Annotated in this window: 13 protein-coding genes and 2 pseudogenes; 5 read left to right on the top strand and 10 right to left on the bottom strand. The window is 63.8% G+C overall.

Annotation, left to right across the window (positions count from 1 at the left end):
* Window positions 1–77: 77 nt before the first annotated feature.
* Window positions 78–1,445 (bottom strand): allantoinase AllB, encoded by a 1,368-nt coding sequence (gene allB, locus WBB07_RS01975; protein WP_526304237.1) that lies wholly within the window; start codon window positions 1,443–1,445, stop codon window positions 78–80.
* A gap of 224 nt (window positions 1,446–1,669) precedes the next feature.
* Here allB and WBB07_RS01970 point away from each other — a divergent pair, with 224 nt between their 5' ends.
* Window positions 1,670–3,175, top strand: coding sequence for an NCS1 family nucleobase:cation symporter-1 (locus WBB07_RS01970; RefSeq protein ID WP_526304235.1), 1,506 nt, complete (start codon window positions 1,670–1,672; stop codon window positions 3,173–3,175).
* A 9-nt stretch (window positions 3,176–3,184) separates the two neighbouring features.
* Window positions 3,185–3,907 (top strand): aspartate/glutamate racemase family protein, encoded by a 723-nt coding sequence (locus WBB07_RS01965; RefSeq protein ID WP_526304233.1) that lies wholly within the window; start codon window positions 3,185–3,187, stop codon window positions 3,905–3,907.
* A 78-nt stretch (window positions 3,908–3,985) separates the two neighbouring features.
* Here WBB07_RS01965 and WBB07_RS01960 read toward each other — a convergent pair whose 3' ends face one another.
* Window positions 3,986–4,801: a bifunctional allantoicase/(S)-ureidoglycine aminohydrolase gene (locus tag WBB07_RS01960; RefSeq protein WP_526304231.1), complete on the bottom strand. Its 816-nt coding sequence runs from the start codon at window positions 4,799–4,801 to the stop codon at window positions 3,986–3,988.
* Window positions 4,798–6,075 carry a DUF6986 family protein gene (locus tag WBB07_RS01955; RefSeq protein ID WP_526304229.1) on the bottom strand — a complete coding sequence of 426 codons (1,278 nt, stop codon included), beginning with the start codon at window positions 6,073–6,075 and terminating at the stop codon, window positions 4,798–4,800. The genes WBB07_RS01960 and WBB07_RS01955 overlap by 4 nt, the downstream gene beginning before the upstream one ends.
* Window positions 6,076–6,254: 179 nt before the next feature.
* On the opposite strand from WBB07_RS01955, the gene WBB07_RS01950 reads away from it, so the two are divergent.
* Window positions 6,255–7,016 carry an IclR family transcriptional regulator gene (locus WBB07_RS01950; RefSeq protein ID WP_526304227.1) on the top strand — a complete coding sequence of 254 codons (762 nt, stop codon included), beginning with the start codon at window positions 6,255–6,257 and terminating at the stop codon, window positions 7,014–7,016.
* A gap of 122 nt (window positions 7,017–7,138) precedes the next feature.
* Here WBB07_RS01950 and WBB07_RS01945 read toward each other — a convergent pair whose 3' ends face one another.
* From WBB07_RS01945 to WBB07_RS01930, 4 genes are all read right to left on the bottom strand, one after another.
* A complete protein-coding gene (locus WBB07_RS01945; RefSeq protein WP_526304225.1) occupies window positions 7,139–7,690 on the bottom strand; it encodes a YaeQ family protein in 552 nt (183 codons plus the stop codon).
* 190 nt (window positions 7,691–7,880) lie between these two features.
* Entirely contained in the window at window positions 7,881–8,090 is a 210-nt protein-coding gene (locus tag WBB07_RS01940; protein WP_526304223.1) for a hypothetical protein, read from the bottom strand.
* 78 nt (window positions 8,091–8,168) lie between these two features.
* Entirely contained in the window at window positions 8,169–8,939 is a 771-nt protein-coding gene (locus WBB07_RS01935) for an alpha/beta hydrolase (protein ID WP_526304221.1), read from the bottom strand.
* A 159-nt stretch (window positions 8,940–9,098) separates the two neighbouring features.
* The gene (locus WBB07_RS01930) at window positions 9,099–9,740 is read right to left on the bottom strand and encodes a GAP family protein (RefSeq protein WP_526304219.1); all 642 of its coding nucleotides are present in this window, start codon (window positions 9,738–9,740) and stop codon (window positions 9,099–9,101) included.
* Window positions 9,741–9,822: 82 nt separating this feature from the next.
* Here WBB07_RS01930 and WBB07_RS01925 point away from each other — a divergent pair, with 82 nt between their 5' ends.
* Window positions 9,823–10,527 (top strand): TetR/AcrR family transcriptional regulator, encoded by a 705-nt coding sequence (locus WBB07_RS01925; protein ID WP_526304217.1) that lies wholly within the window; start codon window positions 9,823–9,825, stop codon window positions 10,525–10,527.
* A 9-nt stretch (window positions 10,528–10,536) separates the two neighbouring features.
* Here the strand turns inward: WBB07_RS01925 and WBB07_RS01920 are convergent, their stop codons facing one another.
* Together WBB07_RS01920 and WBB07_RS01915 are read right to left on the bottom strand one after the other, a co-directional pair.
* Window positions 10,537–12,756 carry an arylsulfatase gene (locus WBB07_RS01920; RefSeq protein ID WP_526304215.1) on the bottom strand — a complete coding sequence of 740 codons (2,220 nt, stop codon included), beginning with the start codon at window positions 12,754–12,756 and terminating at the stop codon, window positions 10,537–10,539.
* Between the two features lie 119 nt (window positions 12,757–12,875).
* Window positions 12,876–13,328 (bottom strand): annotated as a pseudogene (locus WBB07_RS01915) (IS110 family transposase); the annotation flags it as partial.
* Window positions 13,329–13,861: 533 nt separating this feature from the next.
* Between WBB07_RS01915 and WBB07_RS01910 the strand changes: the two are divergent.
* The gene (locus WBB07_RS01910) at window positions 13,862–15,907 is read left to right on the top strand and encodes a serine/threonine-protein kinase (protein ID WP_526304213.1); all 2,046 of its coding nucleotides are present in this window, start codon (window positions 13,862–13,864) and stop codon (window positions 15,905–15,907) included.
* Here the strand turns inward: WBB07_RS01910 and WBB07_RS01905 are convergent.
* Window positions 15,904–16,029: pseudogene (locus tag WBB07_RS01905) on the bottom strand (IS481 family transposase); the annotation flags it as partial. The gene WBB07_RS01910 and the pseudogene WBB07_RS01905 overlap by 4 nt on opposite strands.

Raw genomic sequence — 16,029 nt, 5'->3', positions numbered from 1 at the left:
CATCGACGACAGCGCAGGCTCCCTTTCTGCGCGACGGCGGTGCCGACGTGGTGTTCTGCCGACCACCAGTAGGTGCGTTACACGCCGCCGCGGCGCAGCATCCGGCCCTGTGGGGTCTGGAAGTCGATCTTCTTGCCGCGCAACCAGGTACTCGTCACGACACCGGCAAGCGCGCGCCCGTCGTACGGGCTGATCGGGTTCTTGTGATGCAGCTTGTGCACGTCGACGACCTGTGCGGACTCCGGCTCGAAGATCGCGAAGTCGGCGTCGTAGCCGAGGGCGATCTTGCCCTTGTTGTTCAAACCGGCGAGTGCGGCGGGGTTGGCCGCCATCCACTCGATCACCTGCGTGAGTTTGATCCCGCGGCGCTTGGCCTCGGTCCAGATCAACGACAGGCCGAGCTGCAGTGATGCGACGCCACCCCAGGCGATGCCGAAGTCACCGTTCTCGACGTCCTTCAGATCGACGGTCGACGGGGAGTGGTCAGAGACGATGCAGTCGATCGTGCCGTCGAGCAGGCCCTGCCACAACAGTTCCCGATTCGACGCCTCGCGGATCGGCGGGCAGCACTTGAACGCGGTCGCGCCGTTCGGGATCTCCTCGGCCAGCAGCGTCAGGTAGTGCGGGCAGGTCTCGACGGTGATCCTGACGCCGTCGCGCTTGGCGGTCGCGAGCATGGGCAGCGCGTCCGAGGACGACAGGTGCAGGATGTGCGCACGGGCACCGGTCCACCGAGCGCGCTCGATGACCTCGGCGATCGCCACGTTCTCAGCGCCGCGCGGCCGCGAGGCGAGAAAGCGTTCGTACTTGGTGCCCTCGGCCGAGGGCGCACGGTCGATAGCGCGGGAGTCCTCGGCGTGCACGATCATCATGGAGTCGAAGCCGGCCAGCACGGCCATGTCCTTTTCCATCTCATCGGCGTCCAGATGTGGGAACTCGTCGACGCCGGAGTGCAGCAGGAAACATTTGAAGCCGAACACGCCATCGTCGTGCAGACCGCGCAGATCGTCGGTGTTGCCGGGGATCGCGCCACCCCAGAAACCGACGTCGATGTGCGTCTTGCCCGATGCCGCCGCGCGCTTGGCTTCGAGTGCCTCGACGTTGACCGTTGGCGGAATCGAGTTGAGCGGCATGTCGATCAGCGTGGTCACACCGCCGGCCGCCGCCGCACGGGTAGCGGAGTCGAACCCCTCCCACTCGGTGCGGCCCGGCTCGTTGACATGCACGTGCGTATCGACCAAACCAGGGATCATCACCTGCTCGTCGGTGAGTTCGATGATCTCGGTGCCCGTGAGGCCACTGCCCAGCGGCTCGATCGCGACGACGCGACCGTCACGGATACCGATCTCGCGGGCGACGATTCCCGCCGTCGTCAGCGTGCGTTCGCCTCGGACCACCAGATCGAAATCGGGTTGGTTCGACTGCGCGGGGGCGTCAGCGGTCATGGTGAGCTCTCCGTTAGTCCCTGGTCATTCCTCATCGTGGAACTAGAACTCCACGCTATGGCCGACAGTAGATGTGAGGGTAGGCACAGTCAATCACGCCAAAACCTTGACATGTGGCGTCGGAATGAGACTTACTTATCAAATCCGTGGAATCTAATTTCCGCATAGTGGAATATTAGCGGCGGCGCGTCGGCGTCGGCGCTCCGACCGTGACAGGCGTATCCATGAGCACAGAGTCCACCGGGCTCATCGGCGACTCCAATCGTGACGATGCAACTGCGTTCGCCGATGTGAGTCCGTCGTTGTACAACGCAGATCTCGCGCCCACCAAGCGCGAAGGCCGACGTTGGGGCGCATACAACATCTTCACCCTGTGGGCCAACGATGTACACAGCCTGGGCAACTACTCGTTCGCCATCGGGCTGTTCGCCCTCGGTCTGGGCGGGTGGCAGATTCTGCTGGCGCTCGGGCTCGGCGGCGTCTTCCTCTTCCTCCTGCTCAACCTGTCCGGATTCATGGGGGAGAAGACGGGTGTCCCGTTCCCGGTGATGAGCCGCATCTCGTTCGGTACCCACGGTGCGCAGATCCCAGCCCTCATCCGCGGCGCGGTCGCGATCGCCTGGTTCGGCATCCAGACCTACCTTGCGTCCGTGGTGCTGCGCATCATGATCATTGCGCTCGCCCCGTCCGCCGCCACCCTCGACTCCAACAGCTTCCTGGGGTTGTCCACCCTCGGCTGGATCTCGTTCATCGCGCTCTGGGTGATCCAGGTGGTCATCGTCAGCTACGGCATGGAGATGATCCGCAAATACGAGGCATTCGCCGGCCCGGTCATTCTGTTCACCATGATCGCGCTCGCGATCTGGATGCTCAACAGCGCCGACTGGGCCATCGCGTGGACGACGCCCGACTCGCTGACCGGTATCGACATGTGGTTGAAGATCATCGGCGGCGCCAGCCTGTGGGTCGCGATCTACGGCACGTTTGTCCTCAACTTCTGCGATTTCACCCGTAACGCCACGTCGAAGCGGGCCATCGTGAAAGGCAACTTCTGGGGTATCCCGCTCAACATGCTGGTGTTCGGCGGCATCGTCATCACCCTGGCCGGCGCCCAGTTCCGCATCGACGGACGCATCATCGAAGCGCCCGCCGACATCGTTCAGGAAGTGCCGAACACCCTGCTGTTGGTGCTAGCGGCGCTCGCCCTGCTGATCCTGACCATCGCTGTGAACCTGATGGCGAACTTCGTCGCTCCGATCTATGCGCTGAACAACCTGTTCCCGAAGCACCTGAACTTCCGTCGCGCGGCATTTGTCTCGGCCGTCATCGGCTTGGTGATCCTGCCGTGGAACCTGTACAACACCCCTGCCGTCATCAACTACTTCCTCGGCGGGCTCGGTGCCATTCTCGGTCCGCTGTTCGGCATCATCATGGCCGACTACTGGCTGGTGCGTCGTTCCAAGATCAACGTTCTGGCCCTGTTCACGACCGATGTGGACGGCGAATACCAGTATTCGAAGGGTGTCAATGTGCGGGCCGTAGTCGCCCTCGTCATTACCGCGGTGGTGGCACTGCTGCTGGCATTCGTTCCGGCGTTCGCCATCGTCTCGGAATTCTCCTGGTTCATCGGCGCTGGCCTCGGTGCGATCGTGTATTTGGTGGTCGCAGACCGCCGTGGACCGTTCAACGATGTCTCCGGCGAGCCCATCGCCGTGGCCAGCACACACTAGGGGAGCGCGATGAGAATCCTGGTAGCCAACGTCAACACCACCGCGTCGATGACCGATGCGATCGCCGAGTCGGCGCGCGGTGTCGCGTCACCGGGTACCGAGATCGTCGGTATCACACCGCGTTTCGGTGCGGACTCGTGCGAAGGAAACTTCGAGAGCTATCTCGCGGCGATCGCCGTCATGGACGCGATCGCCTCGTATCCCGAGCCGTACGACGCGGTGATCCAGGCCGGCTACGGCGAACACGGTCGCGAGGGTCTGCAGGAATTGCTCGACGTCCCAGTAGTCGACATCACCGAAGCGGCCGCGTCGACGGCGATGTATCTCGGACACAAGTACTCGGTGGTCACCACCCTGGACCGCACCGTCCCGCTGATCGAAGACCGTCTCAAGTTGGCGGGACTCGACGCCCGGTGCGCGTCGGTGCGGGCGTCCGGCCTCGGGGTGCTCGAACTCGAGTCGGATCCAGATCGAGCGGTCGAAGCGATCGTCCATCAAGCACGGGAAGCCGTGGAGAACGATCACGCCGAAGTGATCTGTCTCGGCTGCGGCGGGATGGCCGAACTCGAGGAGAAGGTGACGGCCGCAACCGGCGTCCCCATCGTCGACGGCGTCCGCGCGGCGGTCACCATCGCCGAAGGTCTGGTCCGGATGGGCTTGTCCACTTCGAAGGTGCGTACCTACGCGACACCGCGCAAGAAGAAGGTCATCGGCTGGCCGTTTCAGTTGTAGGCCGCCGCGATCACCCAGACCGCGGACAGAAGCGACCGGGCACCATTGAGATGCCCGGTCGCTTCGTCGCCACAGGTCTCAGAGCATGATCTGGCGGTTGACGTCCTTGTACAGCAGGTAACGGAAGTTCGACGGTCCGCCCGCATAGCACGCCTGCGGGCAGAAGGCGCGCAGCGAGAGGAAATCGCCCTCCTGAACCTCCACCCAGTCTCCGTTGAGGTGATAGACGGCCTTGCCCTCGAGCATCAGCAGGCCATGTTCCATCACGTGGGTCTCGGCGAACGGAATGGTCCCGCCGGGCTCGAAGGTGACGATGTTGACGTGCATGTCGTACGCGAGGTCCTGCGGGTCGAGCATGCGCGTCGTGCGCCACTTGCCGTCGGTCCCGGGCATGGCTGACGGTGCGATGTCCTGCTCGTTGCCGAACTTGACCGATGCCGTGTGGCCCGCGATGGCCTCGTACCGCTTGCGGATCCAGACGAAGGTGGCATCGGCATCACCGTTGTTGCGGGCCGACCAGTCGGTACCTGCCGGCAGGTAGGCGAAACCGCCCTCGGTGAGTGTCTGCGTCTGGCCTGCCGCGTCGACGGTGAGCGCACCGGAGGTGACGAACAGGAAGCTTTGCACCTCGGGTTGCGGCTCGGGCCGCTGCGCCCCGCCGCCCGGCTTGACCTCGACGATCGCCTGGTAATACGTCGTCGCACCACCGGCGACGGGTCGGTTGATGATCCAGGCGCGGGTATCGGTCCACTCGGGAAGCACCGAGGTGACGATGTCAGAGAGGACGCCGCGCGGGATCACCGTGTAGGCCTCGGTGACGATGGCGCGGTCGGTCAGCAGATCGGTCTGCGGGGGCAGGCCGCCGCGGGGCGTGTAGTACGACGCAGTGGTCACTGGTGGCTCCTGGTTGGGCGGCCGAGCGCGATATCGCGCGCGGTGGACATGGGCAGATCGAGGGCTGTCTCGATCTCGTCGACGGTGAGGGCGCCGCACACGCTGCCGCGATACATCACGTTGGCGAGCGCGCGGGCAGTGGCGGGCTCGTCCATGACTGTCGAGTCGAGCCGGTGGACATAGTTGCGCAGGCGTGTCGCTGCGGGCGCGAAGGCGCCACGGTAGAACGCGTAGGTTGCCAGATAGCGGGTGACCAGTTGGGCTGGATGCATGTCCCAGCCCTGATAAATGCCACGTTCCAGGTGGCGGCGGACCAAGCGCGCGTGCAGCTTCCACGCCGTGGCGACGTTGTCAGGGTCGCCGACCGGGAGGATGTTGGTCGAGCCGTCAGACATGTGGACGCCGGTGCCTGCGACGGCCAGTTGCATGACGTTCTTGGCATGGTCTGCCGCCGGGTGTTCCATCGACTGGTAGGCGGCGGCGATCCCGAGAGACGCCGAGTAGTCGTAGGTGCCGTAGTGCAGCGAGCTGACGCGGCCCTGGCCGGCGTGGATGAATTGGGCAACGGGTGCGCGGCCGTCGGCGCCGAGAATGGCCTGCGCTGTCTCGACCTGAACTTCGAAGCGGATGCGGCCGGCCGGCAATCCGTTCGCACCTTCGAGGGCACCCGCGACCACAACCATCGCCTCGACCTGGTCGACGGACGTCACCTTGGGGAGGGTGAGCGTGAGGCCGTCGGGGAGGCCGCCGGAGTCGACGAGTCCGCTGATGAACATGTCGAGTGTGCGCAGTCCCCGCGCACGGGTGCCTACTTCGAAGCATTTGAAGCGGGTCCCGACGAACGGCGTCGAGGTACCTGCGTCGAGCGCGATCCGCAATGCGGCGATCGCCTGTGCGACATCGGCGTCCTCGGTCGCGTCGTCGAAGGTGCCGTAGCCGTCCTCGAAGTCGATGCGGAGGTCTTCGATCGGCTCTGTGGTCAGCTTGTTCTCGACGAGGGCTGCGAGAGTGTCGGGTTCGCAGTCGGTTCCACTGCTCGCGCCGACGAGTGCGGCCACGGCGTCGAGTCCGCCGGCGTTCTGCGCGGCGGCGAGAGCGGTGCAGCCCCAATCGGCGGGCATCGTCGCCGAATACCGGTTGCCCGGGATGTAGACGGTGTGGATCGGCTGCCGACGGCCGTTGTCGCCGGGGTATCTGGACATCAGGTGAGCGTCGGCAGCCGAGAGGCGGCGGTCGACGTCGGCAAGCACCGCATCGTCGAGGCGTCGTGTCACTGGTGTCCCTTCCCGGTCTGGAACTTTCCGTCAAGACAGAATTCCACATCGTGGAGTTTAGCGCGAGGGTACTACGCACACACCGTTGTGCGCGTATTCCCCGGACGTTTCTTCCGTATTGCGGAACTGATTTCGAGGATGTTGGATGGAACGAAAGTAGTCGGCCGGGAGTGGATCGCATGGCGGAGAAGTCGGGCGGCGTGCAGTCGGTCGAGCGCGCGTTTGAGTTGATGGAATTGATCGGACGTGCCGGAGGGGAGTGCTCGCTGACGGAGTTGTCGGCGGAGTCTCCGTTGCCGCCGCCGACGATTCACCGCCTCTTGCGCACGCTGGTCGGAATCGGATATGTGCGCCAACTGCCCAATCGCCGATATGCTTTGGGGCCGAGACTGATTCGGCTTGGTGAAGTTGCGAATCGTCAGTTGGGCGCGGTCGCCGGTCCGGTGCTGACGTCATTGGCCGAAGAACTGTCGGAGACGGCGAGTCTCGCAGTGCTGGACGGTGACATGGTCATCTACACCGGGCAGGTCTTGTCCTCGAAGCTGACGCGGACGAACAATGACGTCGGCAAGCGCGTCAGTCTTCACACGTCCGGTGTGGGCAAGGCCGTGTTGGGCGAGTTGGACGATGCACGCATTTTGAAGTTGGTCACGCAGTCTGGCCTTCCGGCACCGACCAAGAACAGTGCGTCCACCCTTTCCGCGGTGTTCGCGAAAGTCGAGCGGGTGCGCGCCGACGGGTATGCGATCGACGACGAGGAATTCGAGATCGGAGTTCGCTCCGTCGCGATGGCGGTGCCAGGTGCTCCGACTCCCATGGCAATCGGCATTTCCGGCCCCTCGGCTCGTTTCGGCAAGGATGCGATTGCTCGCGCCATTCCCGCGCTGAGGAAGGCAACCGGCGTGATCTCAGAAGCGTTGATCGGGGCGATGGAACGGTAGGGCGGGCAAGGGCCGCTCAAAGCGCTTTACCGGTAACCCGCTCCGGCCAGGCCCGCCCCGCCAATGATGACGTCAGCGTCCATGGCGCCAAGGCCATCGACTTTCACCTCGGGCTCAGATGTTCACGCCAATGGCTCGGGCGTGAAGGTGACGTCGACTCCGCCTACGGTCATCGTCACCTGACCTTCGATCACCATCACCTGCGCCGAGACCCGGCGATCGACAGTCTGAGCCAGTTGCTGTATCGGTGCGTGCGGTATCTGCACCACCGACAGGTTCGGCAGCCCCGCCACTTTGGGGCCAACGGCGCGCCACCAGGTGGCCACGCCGGCGGCGAACGGGAACAGCAGTACCTGGTCGGCCTGGCTGGCCGCCTTGCCCATGGCGCGTTCGTCGGGCTGACCGACGTTGATCCACTCCAGGATCCGGCCGGTGTAGTCGGCGAGCCGCAAGTCCGGTACGCCAGGGGTGGACAGGCCCGCCCCGAACGCCAACTCACCGTCGACGTCGCTGAGTCGGTGTGCGCGCAGCCCAAACGCCAACAACCGCACCACCATCCGCTCATCGGTCTCACTGGGATGACGGGCCACGGTCAGCGTGTGATCGGCGTAGTAACCGTGATCGACATCGGAGACGCCAAGTTCGACTTTGAAGACTGTTGCAGAAAGGGCCACATCATAGTGTGCACCCAGGTGGTGTCCCCCGAGCAGTCGGGTGACCCACCCAGCAATTGTCCAGATGAACATTGCTGCTGGGGCGGCAACCGTCCTGGAGTGGTCCGCGGCCGCCGTCCGCGGGACGCGCTTTCAGAACCATTGGGCCACAACAACCGTAGGGTGTTCACATCCGTCGTATTGTGACGGTTCACACGACACTGCTGACGATCGCGATGACCAGCCCGCATATGGTCAGCACCCCGACCATGACCGCCGCGGCGGTCGCCCGGCCCCGGCGGTGCCGGCGGGCGTCGTAGATCCCCACCGCGATGCCGGTGAAGATCAACGCTGCATAGGCCGACAGCCCCACTGTCAATGCCGCCGCCGACGCAGCGCTGGCCTGGATCACGTTGTGCACGCCGTGAGCCTATAGGGCGCGACGGTAGCATCGCGCCTGACGGCTCAGATGCACTGATGGCATTACTCAGCGTGCCAATCATCGGCCGCCTAGGGCTGAGCCTATGAACGACGACATCTGCTGCCTCGCTTCTCGTGATTCCGGAGCAGGCAACAGGATGAAACCATGAAATCCGCCGGGTATTTCGATGAGTGTGGTGTCGACTCCGTCGGCACGCATACGAGTCGAGACGGCGCGGGAGTCATCGAGTAAACAGTCGTGGGTACCGACGACGATCAGCGTGGGGGGAAAGTCGGCGAAGGAGCCGTAGAGTGGCGACACCAGAGGCATCCTCAGATCACAGTCACCGGCATAGGCCACTGCACTGCGCGAAAGGCCTTTGCGGGAGAGCAGATCTCGATGTTCATTCCGCACGAAGCTTTCGGAACTGTTGGTGAGGTCTGCCCAGGGAAACATGGTTACGAGACCTTTCGGCGCGTGACCACCCTGGTCCAACACTCGCCTTGCCAGCGACAGGGCCAGACCACCTCCGGCGGACTCCCCGACAATGACGGTAGGACGGTCGCGCGCCACCTCCGAGTAGACCGTCCACACGTCATCCAGCGCCGCGGGGAACGGATGCTCCGGCGCAAGTCGGTAGTCGACGCTCACCAGTTCCGCGCCGTGGCAACGAGCCAGCCCAGTGTGGGCACGGGCCGCCAAGGAACTACCGGCGACAAAGGCCCCGCCGTGCACGTGGAAGATGAGGCCCGCGTCCGCCCGGTCCGGGCGGAACCACCGAACAGGGACGCCGGCCACCGAATCGGTGGACTCCCGGACTCCACGCGCCCGTCGCTGGCGCGACTCCATCAATCGGGTGATTCTGCGCGTCTTCCCGACATCCTGAACACCGCCAGACCGCGAGGCCGCCAACAGCATGAGCTTTTGGAGAGTGAGTAGCCGTCGGCTTGGACGGTGAGAATTGGTTACCGACATGGGCTTTCCTTCACATCGTCAGGGACAGGGCCATCACACTGCTTGCAGCAACAACATCAGCCCCACGGCACAAAGAACCACCGCCAGGATGGCGGCATTATGGCGCTCCAGCGCGACTTTGAGCCGTCGTAGGGGTTCGTTCATGCGCTCGCGCCAGATGGAATAGCTCAGCACCGGCAGTATCACTGTCGCGCTGGCGAGCAGCGCAAAAACTGTGACGTCACCCCACTGGGCCAGACTGGTCTGCGCGGTGGCCCCGATGCTGAAACCTGCTGCAGCGCAGGCGGAGAGCACTTTGGGATTCATGGCCGCCAGTAACGGCGCGGCTGCCAGTGCCCGCCACGCGGTGACGGAGTCCAGTGCCCGCAGCCAGGCCGGCGTACGTTCACTGCGTCCCCGGCGCATCCAGATGACGATGCCGGCGATGATCAGGAGCACCGCCAGCACCATCGTTGCGGGTCGGATCCATTGTGGCGGCGGACCGCCGACATCAGGCAATTGCCCGGCGATTCCGACAAATAGCCAGGTCGTGGCCGCCACAGAAAGCATCCAGCCGACGGCAAACGCCCATCCCGCAGCCAGCGGGCGGGGCGTGTGCAGCATCAGGATCGCTGGAACCACCGAGGCCGGCGACACAGCGATGACCAGTGCCAAGGACGCCAGCTCCACCTGCATTGCGCACCCAAGCTTTCTTGTCGTCGATTAACTAATGAGAACTCATTATATACGGACCTTGGGAAATGCGTACCATCAGGCAATGCCCTCGGAGTCGGACCGCATTCGGGAACAGGCGCGCAAGCGCGGCCGCAACAGCAGCGGAGAAGCGACACGCCTCAAGCTCATCACCGTGGCGGAGGCGATGTTCGCCGACCGGGGGATCGCAGCGGTGAGCCTCAACGAAATCAGACTCGCCGCCGGACAAAGCAACGCCGCGGTGGTGAACTACCACTTCGGCTCCAAAGACGACCTGATCAAGGCCATACTCGAAGATCGTCTCGAACGAATCAACGAAGACCGGGGACGGATACTCGACCAGGCGGTGTCGGGTGATCACCCGGCAGAGCTCAGACGCCTCCTTACCGCCTTGATCCTCCCTCAGGTGAGTAGTGCTGAGCGGGGGGAGCGACATGTCGAGCTGGTTACTCAACTGCTGTTTCACGGATATGGCGAACCAGGCGGGTATGCCTGGATCTTGGCCGATCCTTCGTTGACCGAGCACGGGCAAAGTCTCAATCAGCTTATCTGGGAGCATCTTTCACATCTCCCGGAAGCCGTCGCCCAGGCGAGGCTTCGTTTCGTCTACATAAGTTCCCTGAATGCGGTGGCCGACCACCAGCGACAACGGGCAACCGCAACCGACGCGCCGCCCACGGCGATGTTCGTGTCCGACCTCATCGATTCGCTCACTGCGATCATCCGTGCGCCCGCCTCGGCGGAAACCCTGGAGGCTTTGCGTCAGTGAAGAGTCGCTTCAGTCAGACTTGAGGGCGGCCCTGAGTAGTTCCTGGTCTGGCAGCGACTCCAGGTCGGATTCCACTGTCACCGCATGCAATCCACCGTTCCACACAAAGGGTGGTCGATAGTCTTCGCACACCGGCAGGCCGCGGTCTCGACCCAAGAGCAAAGATGTCCCGCCATGCTGCCAGACATGGGGCAGCGTCACCGGGGCCACCGCAGAGCCGACAACGATGTCGTCGATCACCGCTTCCACTCGGGTCTCGCCGTCGAGGCGGTGTAACCGACAGCCCGCGGTGTGGCGTCCTTCCACCAGCAGCCGATCGGCTCGCACCCGGATGTTGCCGCCCGGGGCTGCGACAGCAACGTGCAGCCTGGACTCGATGACGAATGCCGCCAGCCCTCCGGTCCAGTTGCCGATTGCAAACAACACACCGTTGGCACCCCCGGACGGGACGTCGACATCAGCGAACAGCCGGCTGTACAGCAAGGGCAGTGCTTCATCGGCGACCGGACCGCCCGAAGGCCGCAACACCACGCGCTGCCCAGGCGGGAATTCGGGCCATACCATTTCCGCCGCTCGTGCCACCAACGAATCAGTCAGGGGGAGCACGTCATAGCGGGCGGCCTCGGCTGCCCACAGGGCGGTCAATCGCGCCACCACGTCGGGATGATTCGCCGACACGTCGTGAGCTTCGGAGAAGTCGTCGGCCCGAAACAGCGACCATCGATCAGCGGCGAAGTCCCGGCTACCCTCCAGCAGCGCCTCCTCGTCCATCACACCTTGGGCCACGTGATCCGTCGTGGCCTTCCAGCCATCGGCAATCATCGACCGGGAACCCACGACTTCGAAGTACTGAGTCGATCGGGGCGCAGGCGCCGCCGCGTCGTTGAATGTCGGCAACAGGCTCGCCCCGTGAACGGTGCTGTCGGAAGCTTCGGCAGAAGGCGAATGCTGCCGAACCCCGCAGGCCTCCAAGACTGTTGGCATGACGTCGATGGCGTGCGCGAACTGTGAACGCACAGCGCCTCCATCGCCGATCCCGCGCGGCCAGTGCACGATCAGCGGAACGCGGGTACCGCCCAGCCACGCATACCGCTTCCACAGTCGAAAAGGTGTATTGCCGGCCCACGCCCAGCCCCACGCATAGTGCGGATATCCCGCCGTGCCACCCCAGTCCGGTAGGAGATGGAGGTTGTCGGCCGCTGTCTCTGGCACCCGATGCGTGAATCGGTGTTCGTTGCTGGTTCCCGCAACGCCCCCTTCTGCGCTGGCCCCATTGTCGGACATGATGAGAACGAGCGTGTTGTCCATGACGTCGAGGTCCTCCAGCGTTCGGATCAATCGATCGATCTGGCTGTCGGTATGACTCAGAAAGCCTGCATATACCTCGTGCATCCGCGCGTACACGGCGCGTTCGTCTGCGGTGAGGGTGGTCCAAGCCGGCACCCAATCGGGTCGCTCGGTGAGCGTGGTGCCTGCGGGCACCACGCCCTCGGCGAGCTGGCGTGCGAACACCTCGTCTCGCCAGGCGTCCCAACCGATGTCGAACTGTCCCGCGTAGGAGTCGGCCCAGCTCTTGTGCACATGATGTGGTGAGTGCATAGCCCCGGTGGCAAAGTAGAGGAAGAATGGCTTGCCGGGTGCTGACTGCTGTTGGCTGACCACCATCCTGATCGCCTCATCGGTGAGATCCTCGGTCAAGTGGTAGCCGGTTGGGCGCACATCAGGTCCGTCGAGATAGGTGTTGTCTCGTACCAGTTGCGGGTCCCAGTGATTGGCGTCGCCGAGCAGAAAGCCGTAGTAGCGCTCGAACCCGAGTCCCAGCGGCCAGCGGGTGAACGGGCCGGCACTCGTCCGTTCGCCGCGCGGCGCGAGATGCCACTTACCGACCGCCATCGTGCTCCAGCCGGAATCCCGCAGCAAGCGCGGCAGTGTCGGCGCTGCGGCCGGAATCTTGCCGGTATAGCCCGGGTGGGCAGTCGGGATGTCGGCAAGGAAGCCCATCCCCACCGAGTGGTGGTTTCGGCCGGTGAGCAATGAGGCTCGTGTCGGTGAGCACAGGCCGGTGACGTGGAAGCGGTTGTACCGGAGTCCATTGCGAGCGAGACGATCGATGGCCGGTGTCTGGATGTCTGACCCGTAGCAGCCTAATTGGGCGAAGCCGAGGTCGTCCAGCACGATCATGACCACATTTGGGGCTGCCGGACGCGCGGCCTCATCGTAGGTGCCCATCAGCACTCCTCAGGTCGAGAGCGGACCATTGTTAATGTCTCTTCATTATTAACACACAACTGCCTCCGGCGGTTGTCCGCATATCCGCGGCTTCTTTCACGTCGCCGGGCTAGCGCCTGCCGCACTAGTAGTCGATTGATCTCAGGGGTGCGTGTGGCAACGACGTCGCCGCGGCGGTCCACCAGGAGCCGTAGTTCCATCGAAATGGGGTCGTAATTGGCGGTCGGCAGGTTAGGTTCGCCCTGGACGGCGCGAGCTACCGCGAGGGTATCAATCGGGTCAGATTTGCCGCGCTCGCGCGAGGGGGCCCGTGTTCTGCTCATTAGATGTGGAGGTACCCTAACCGCCGAAAATTCCTCGGCCACCAAGTCGTGTTCAAGTCGACTGGTCAGCGATCGGCAGTCCTCGACACCCCAAACTAGGTCTGGGCCGAACTACATGCGTGCCCACCGCACCGACGCGCGGTGAGCAGCGGTGGTTGTGGCAACTGTTTTTTCTCCCAGTTTGCGTCCCAGTCCATCGACCGCCACAAGGGCATGTGTCTTCTTGTGGGCATCAACTCCGATCACCATGCTGTCACTGACCTCACCTCTTTGAAAGTGTCACTCGCACAGCATGTTCGCGCTTATAGAGGTTCCACCCGCTGTCGGCATCATCCATGCAAGCCAGCTGAGGTAGCGGCACGACGACCGATCGTGCCAGACACCGGGCGGCAACATCCTGGCCCCGCGTCGCGGTGTCGTCACGTGGCACGCGGTGCCTCATCGCCTGCCACACCCATCACGCAGGTACCGTCACCGTGCTTCTGGGCCAACTCTGGCGAGCGGCATGAGTTCTATAAGTCAGGCATCCCAACGATCTGGGTGATCTCGACGATAGCCCCGCGTGCGTGCCATCGGACGAGTTACCGCAGATCCACACAACCGACGGTAGCTACAAAGGGATTCACACAAGACGAACGGCCGCTTTAGTCGCGGTGATGTACGGAAGTGACCGACCGGCCCACATCGGCTGCGGTAAGCAATGATCTGGCCCGTCCGGCCGGGAGTTGGCCACAGCGGGTTGGGGCGGTGCCACAAGGGCGATGTCATCTACGATGCGAACCATGTCGCTCTCATCGGGGACGGTCTTTGCTGGATATACGGTCGTCGAGAAATTGGGGTCCGGCGGGATGGGCGAGGTGTATCGGGTCCAGCATCCACGCCTGCCGCGACACGACGCATTGAAGGTGCTGCCAGCGTCGCTGAGCGGCGATCGTGAGTTCCGAGAGCGCTTTGCCCGCGAAGGTGACCTCGCGGCGAGCTTGTGGCACCCCCACATCGTGGGTGTGCACGACCGCGGAGAATTCGAGAGCCGACTGTGGATCGCGATGGAACTCGTGGTGGGCGCCGATGCGGGGCGACTGTTGCGTGACCGGTATCCGGCGGGCATGCCCGCCGCCGAGGCAGTGGAGATCATCTCGACGATCGCCGAAGCCCTCGATTACGCCCACGGTCGCGGGTTGTTGCACCGCGACGTGAAACCGACCAACATTCTCCTGTCAGAACCCGACAGTGGTCGCGGCAGAATCCTGCTGTCTGACTTCGGGATTGCCCGCCCAATCGCAGATCCCGGTGGTTTGACGGCCACGAACTTGACGGTGGGCACGGTAGCGTATGCGGCGCCTGAGCAGCTGATGGGTGAACACCTTGATGGCCGGGCAGATCAGTATGCGTTGGCGGCGACTGCGTATCACCTGCTCGCAGGAATCCCGGTGTTCGAGAACTCGAATCCGGTTGGAGTGATTAGCCAGCATTTGAGCGCTCAGCCACCCAAGATCAGCGCGCTGCGGCCGGAACTCACTGGTCTGGATGCAGTATTGACGAGGGCGCTGTCGAAGTCGCCGGCGGATCGGTATCCGAGTTGTGAGGAGTTCGCAGACGCCCTGCGGTCTGGTGCTGGTGTGGTTGATCAGGGTGCAACGTTGGTCGGATCACCCGCGGCAGTGCATGTTCCAGGCGTTTCGGGATCGCTTCGACACCGGAGGCGACGTCGTGGCGTGATTGCCGGCGCTGCGGCCACGGCGGTCACGGTGGCCACAGCGGGGACTATTTGGTTGATACAGCCGACCTCCATCGAGGACACTGTAGACACATTGGCGGTGGCGACGTTGCCAGTCGGGGTGACACTCGATGGCACGTACCGGTTGAACTTCGACTTCGGCCAGCAGACTGTGCAGGGTTCCCCCAACCCGGGGCCGGACGAACAGGCCGAGCGGTGGTGGGCGTTTCAGACTCGCTGCAATGAGGCTGAATGTGCAGCGTCTGGTGTGCAGTTGGATGCCGACAATCAGCAGATCCCCCACCGTAGTGGTGCCAGAACGACGATGCGATACGTGGACGGCCGGTGGGTGTCTGATCCGCAGCGCCAACGCAATGACGAAAGGGAAGAGTGTTTCATCATCGCTGATCGGTATGAGACGGGCACCGACACCAGCTCGATCACCTGGTGGATGCAGCCCCAAAGCAACGGGTCCTTGAGCGGGCGGTGGAGGGCCACAGTGGTGAGCAGTGAATGCGGCCTGCAGGGGGCCGTCACGGAGATCCCGTACGCGGCCGTGCGCACCGGTGATGCGCCGGTCGGCCTAGCAATGCCTGACCCGGGTGCTGGTGAGCACACACCGCCCCCACGGGAGGTGGCGGGCCCGTCCCTAACCGGTACCTACCGGCTCGACCACGAAGGCGCCGAAACCAGCTCGAACTATCCGCTGAGCGGCGACATCGAATCGTCAGTTAATTGGTGGGCTTTCCGGTCCATGTGCACGGCGTCGGGATGTGTGGCCACCGCAGCCCTCCTCGATGACGCCAACCCTACGGAGGCCGCCGGTGCGGCGGCTGTTCTCCGGTTTGTCGACGGACGGTGGGTTTACCCTGCCGCTCAAGTCCGGATTACATGTGGGTCTACGCCCACCCCGGAGGAGACCATCGAGGTGAGGCGAACACTCGAACCGCTACCAGATGGCACCCTTCGAGGTGCCGAGAGGTATATGTTCACGTCCAACGACTGCGGCAACCAAGGCAAGTGGTTCGAGATGCCTTTCACCGCGACCCAGTCCGGCGATGTCCCGGCCAATGTGATCGTTGCCGATCCGGCACTGTTCGCCGCGATCTAGCTGTACTGACTTGAGAGGTTAGGTACACAGCTAGCGGGTGTTTTGCCTCCGAGTGCGGTGTGGCCGCGGTGGTGATTGTAGGTGTGCAGCCAGATCGGGTACTCGGCGCAGCGTTCGGCGTC

This window comes from Mycobacterium sp. (assembly GCF_049647605.1).
GTDB lineage: Bacteria > Actinomycetota > Actinomycetes > Mycobacteriales > Mycobacteriaceae > Mycobacterium.
The sequence above is the reverse complement of the archived record's forward strand: the minus strand, read 5'-3'. Positions and strand labels throughout refer to the sequence as shown.

What these genes read in the sequence shown, in the direction of transcription:
- WBB07_RS01965 (WP_526304233.1), top strand. Translation starts at nt 3,185, where the DNA reads ATGAGAATCCTGGTAGCCAACGTCAACACCACCGCGTCGATGACCGAT.
- WBB07_RS01935 (WP_526304221.1), bottom strand. Translation starts at nt 8,939, where the DNA reads ATGGAGTCGCGCCAGCGACGGGCGCGTGGAGTCCGGGAGTCCACCGAT.
- WBB07_RS01920 (WP_526304215.1), bottom strand. Translation starts at nt 12,756, where the DNA reads ATGGGCACCTACGATGAGGCCGCGCGTCCGGCAGCCCCAAATGTGGTC.
- allB (WP_526304237.1), bottom strand. Translation starts at nt 1,445, where the DNA reads ATGACCGCTGACGCCCCCGCGCAGTCGAACCAACCCGATTTCGATCTG.
- WBB07_RS01930 (WP_526304219.1), bottom strand. Translation starts at nt 9,740, where the DNA reads ATGCAGGTGGAGCTGGCGTCCTTGGCACTGGTCATCGCTGTGTCGCCG.
- WBB07_RS01925 (WP_526304217.1), top strand. Translation starts at nt 9,823, where the DNA reads ATGCCCTCGGAGTCGGACCGCATTCGGGAACAGGCGCGCAAGCGCGGC.
- WBB07_RS01970 (WP_526304235.1), top strand. Translation starts at nt 1,670, where the DNA reads ATGAGCACAGAGTCCACCGGGCTCATCGGCGACTCCAATCGTGACGAT.
- WBB07_RS01910 (WP_526304213.1), top strand. Translation starts at nt 13,862, where the DNA reads ATGTCGCTCTCATCGGGGACGGTCTTTGCTGGATATACGGTCGTCGAG.
- WBB07_RS01950 (WP_526304227.1), top strand. Translation starts at nt 6,255, where the DNA reads ATGGCGGAGAAGTCGGGCGGCGTGCAGTCGGTCGAGCGCGCGTTTGAG.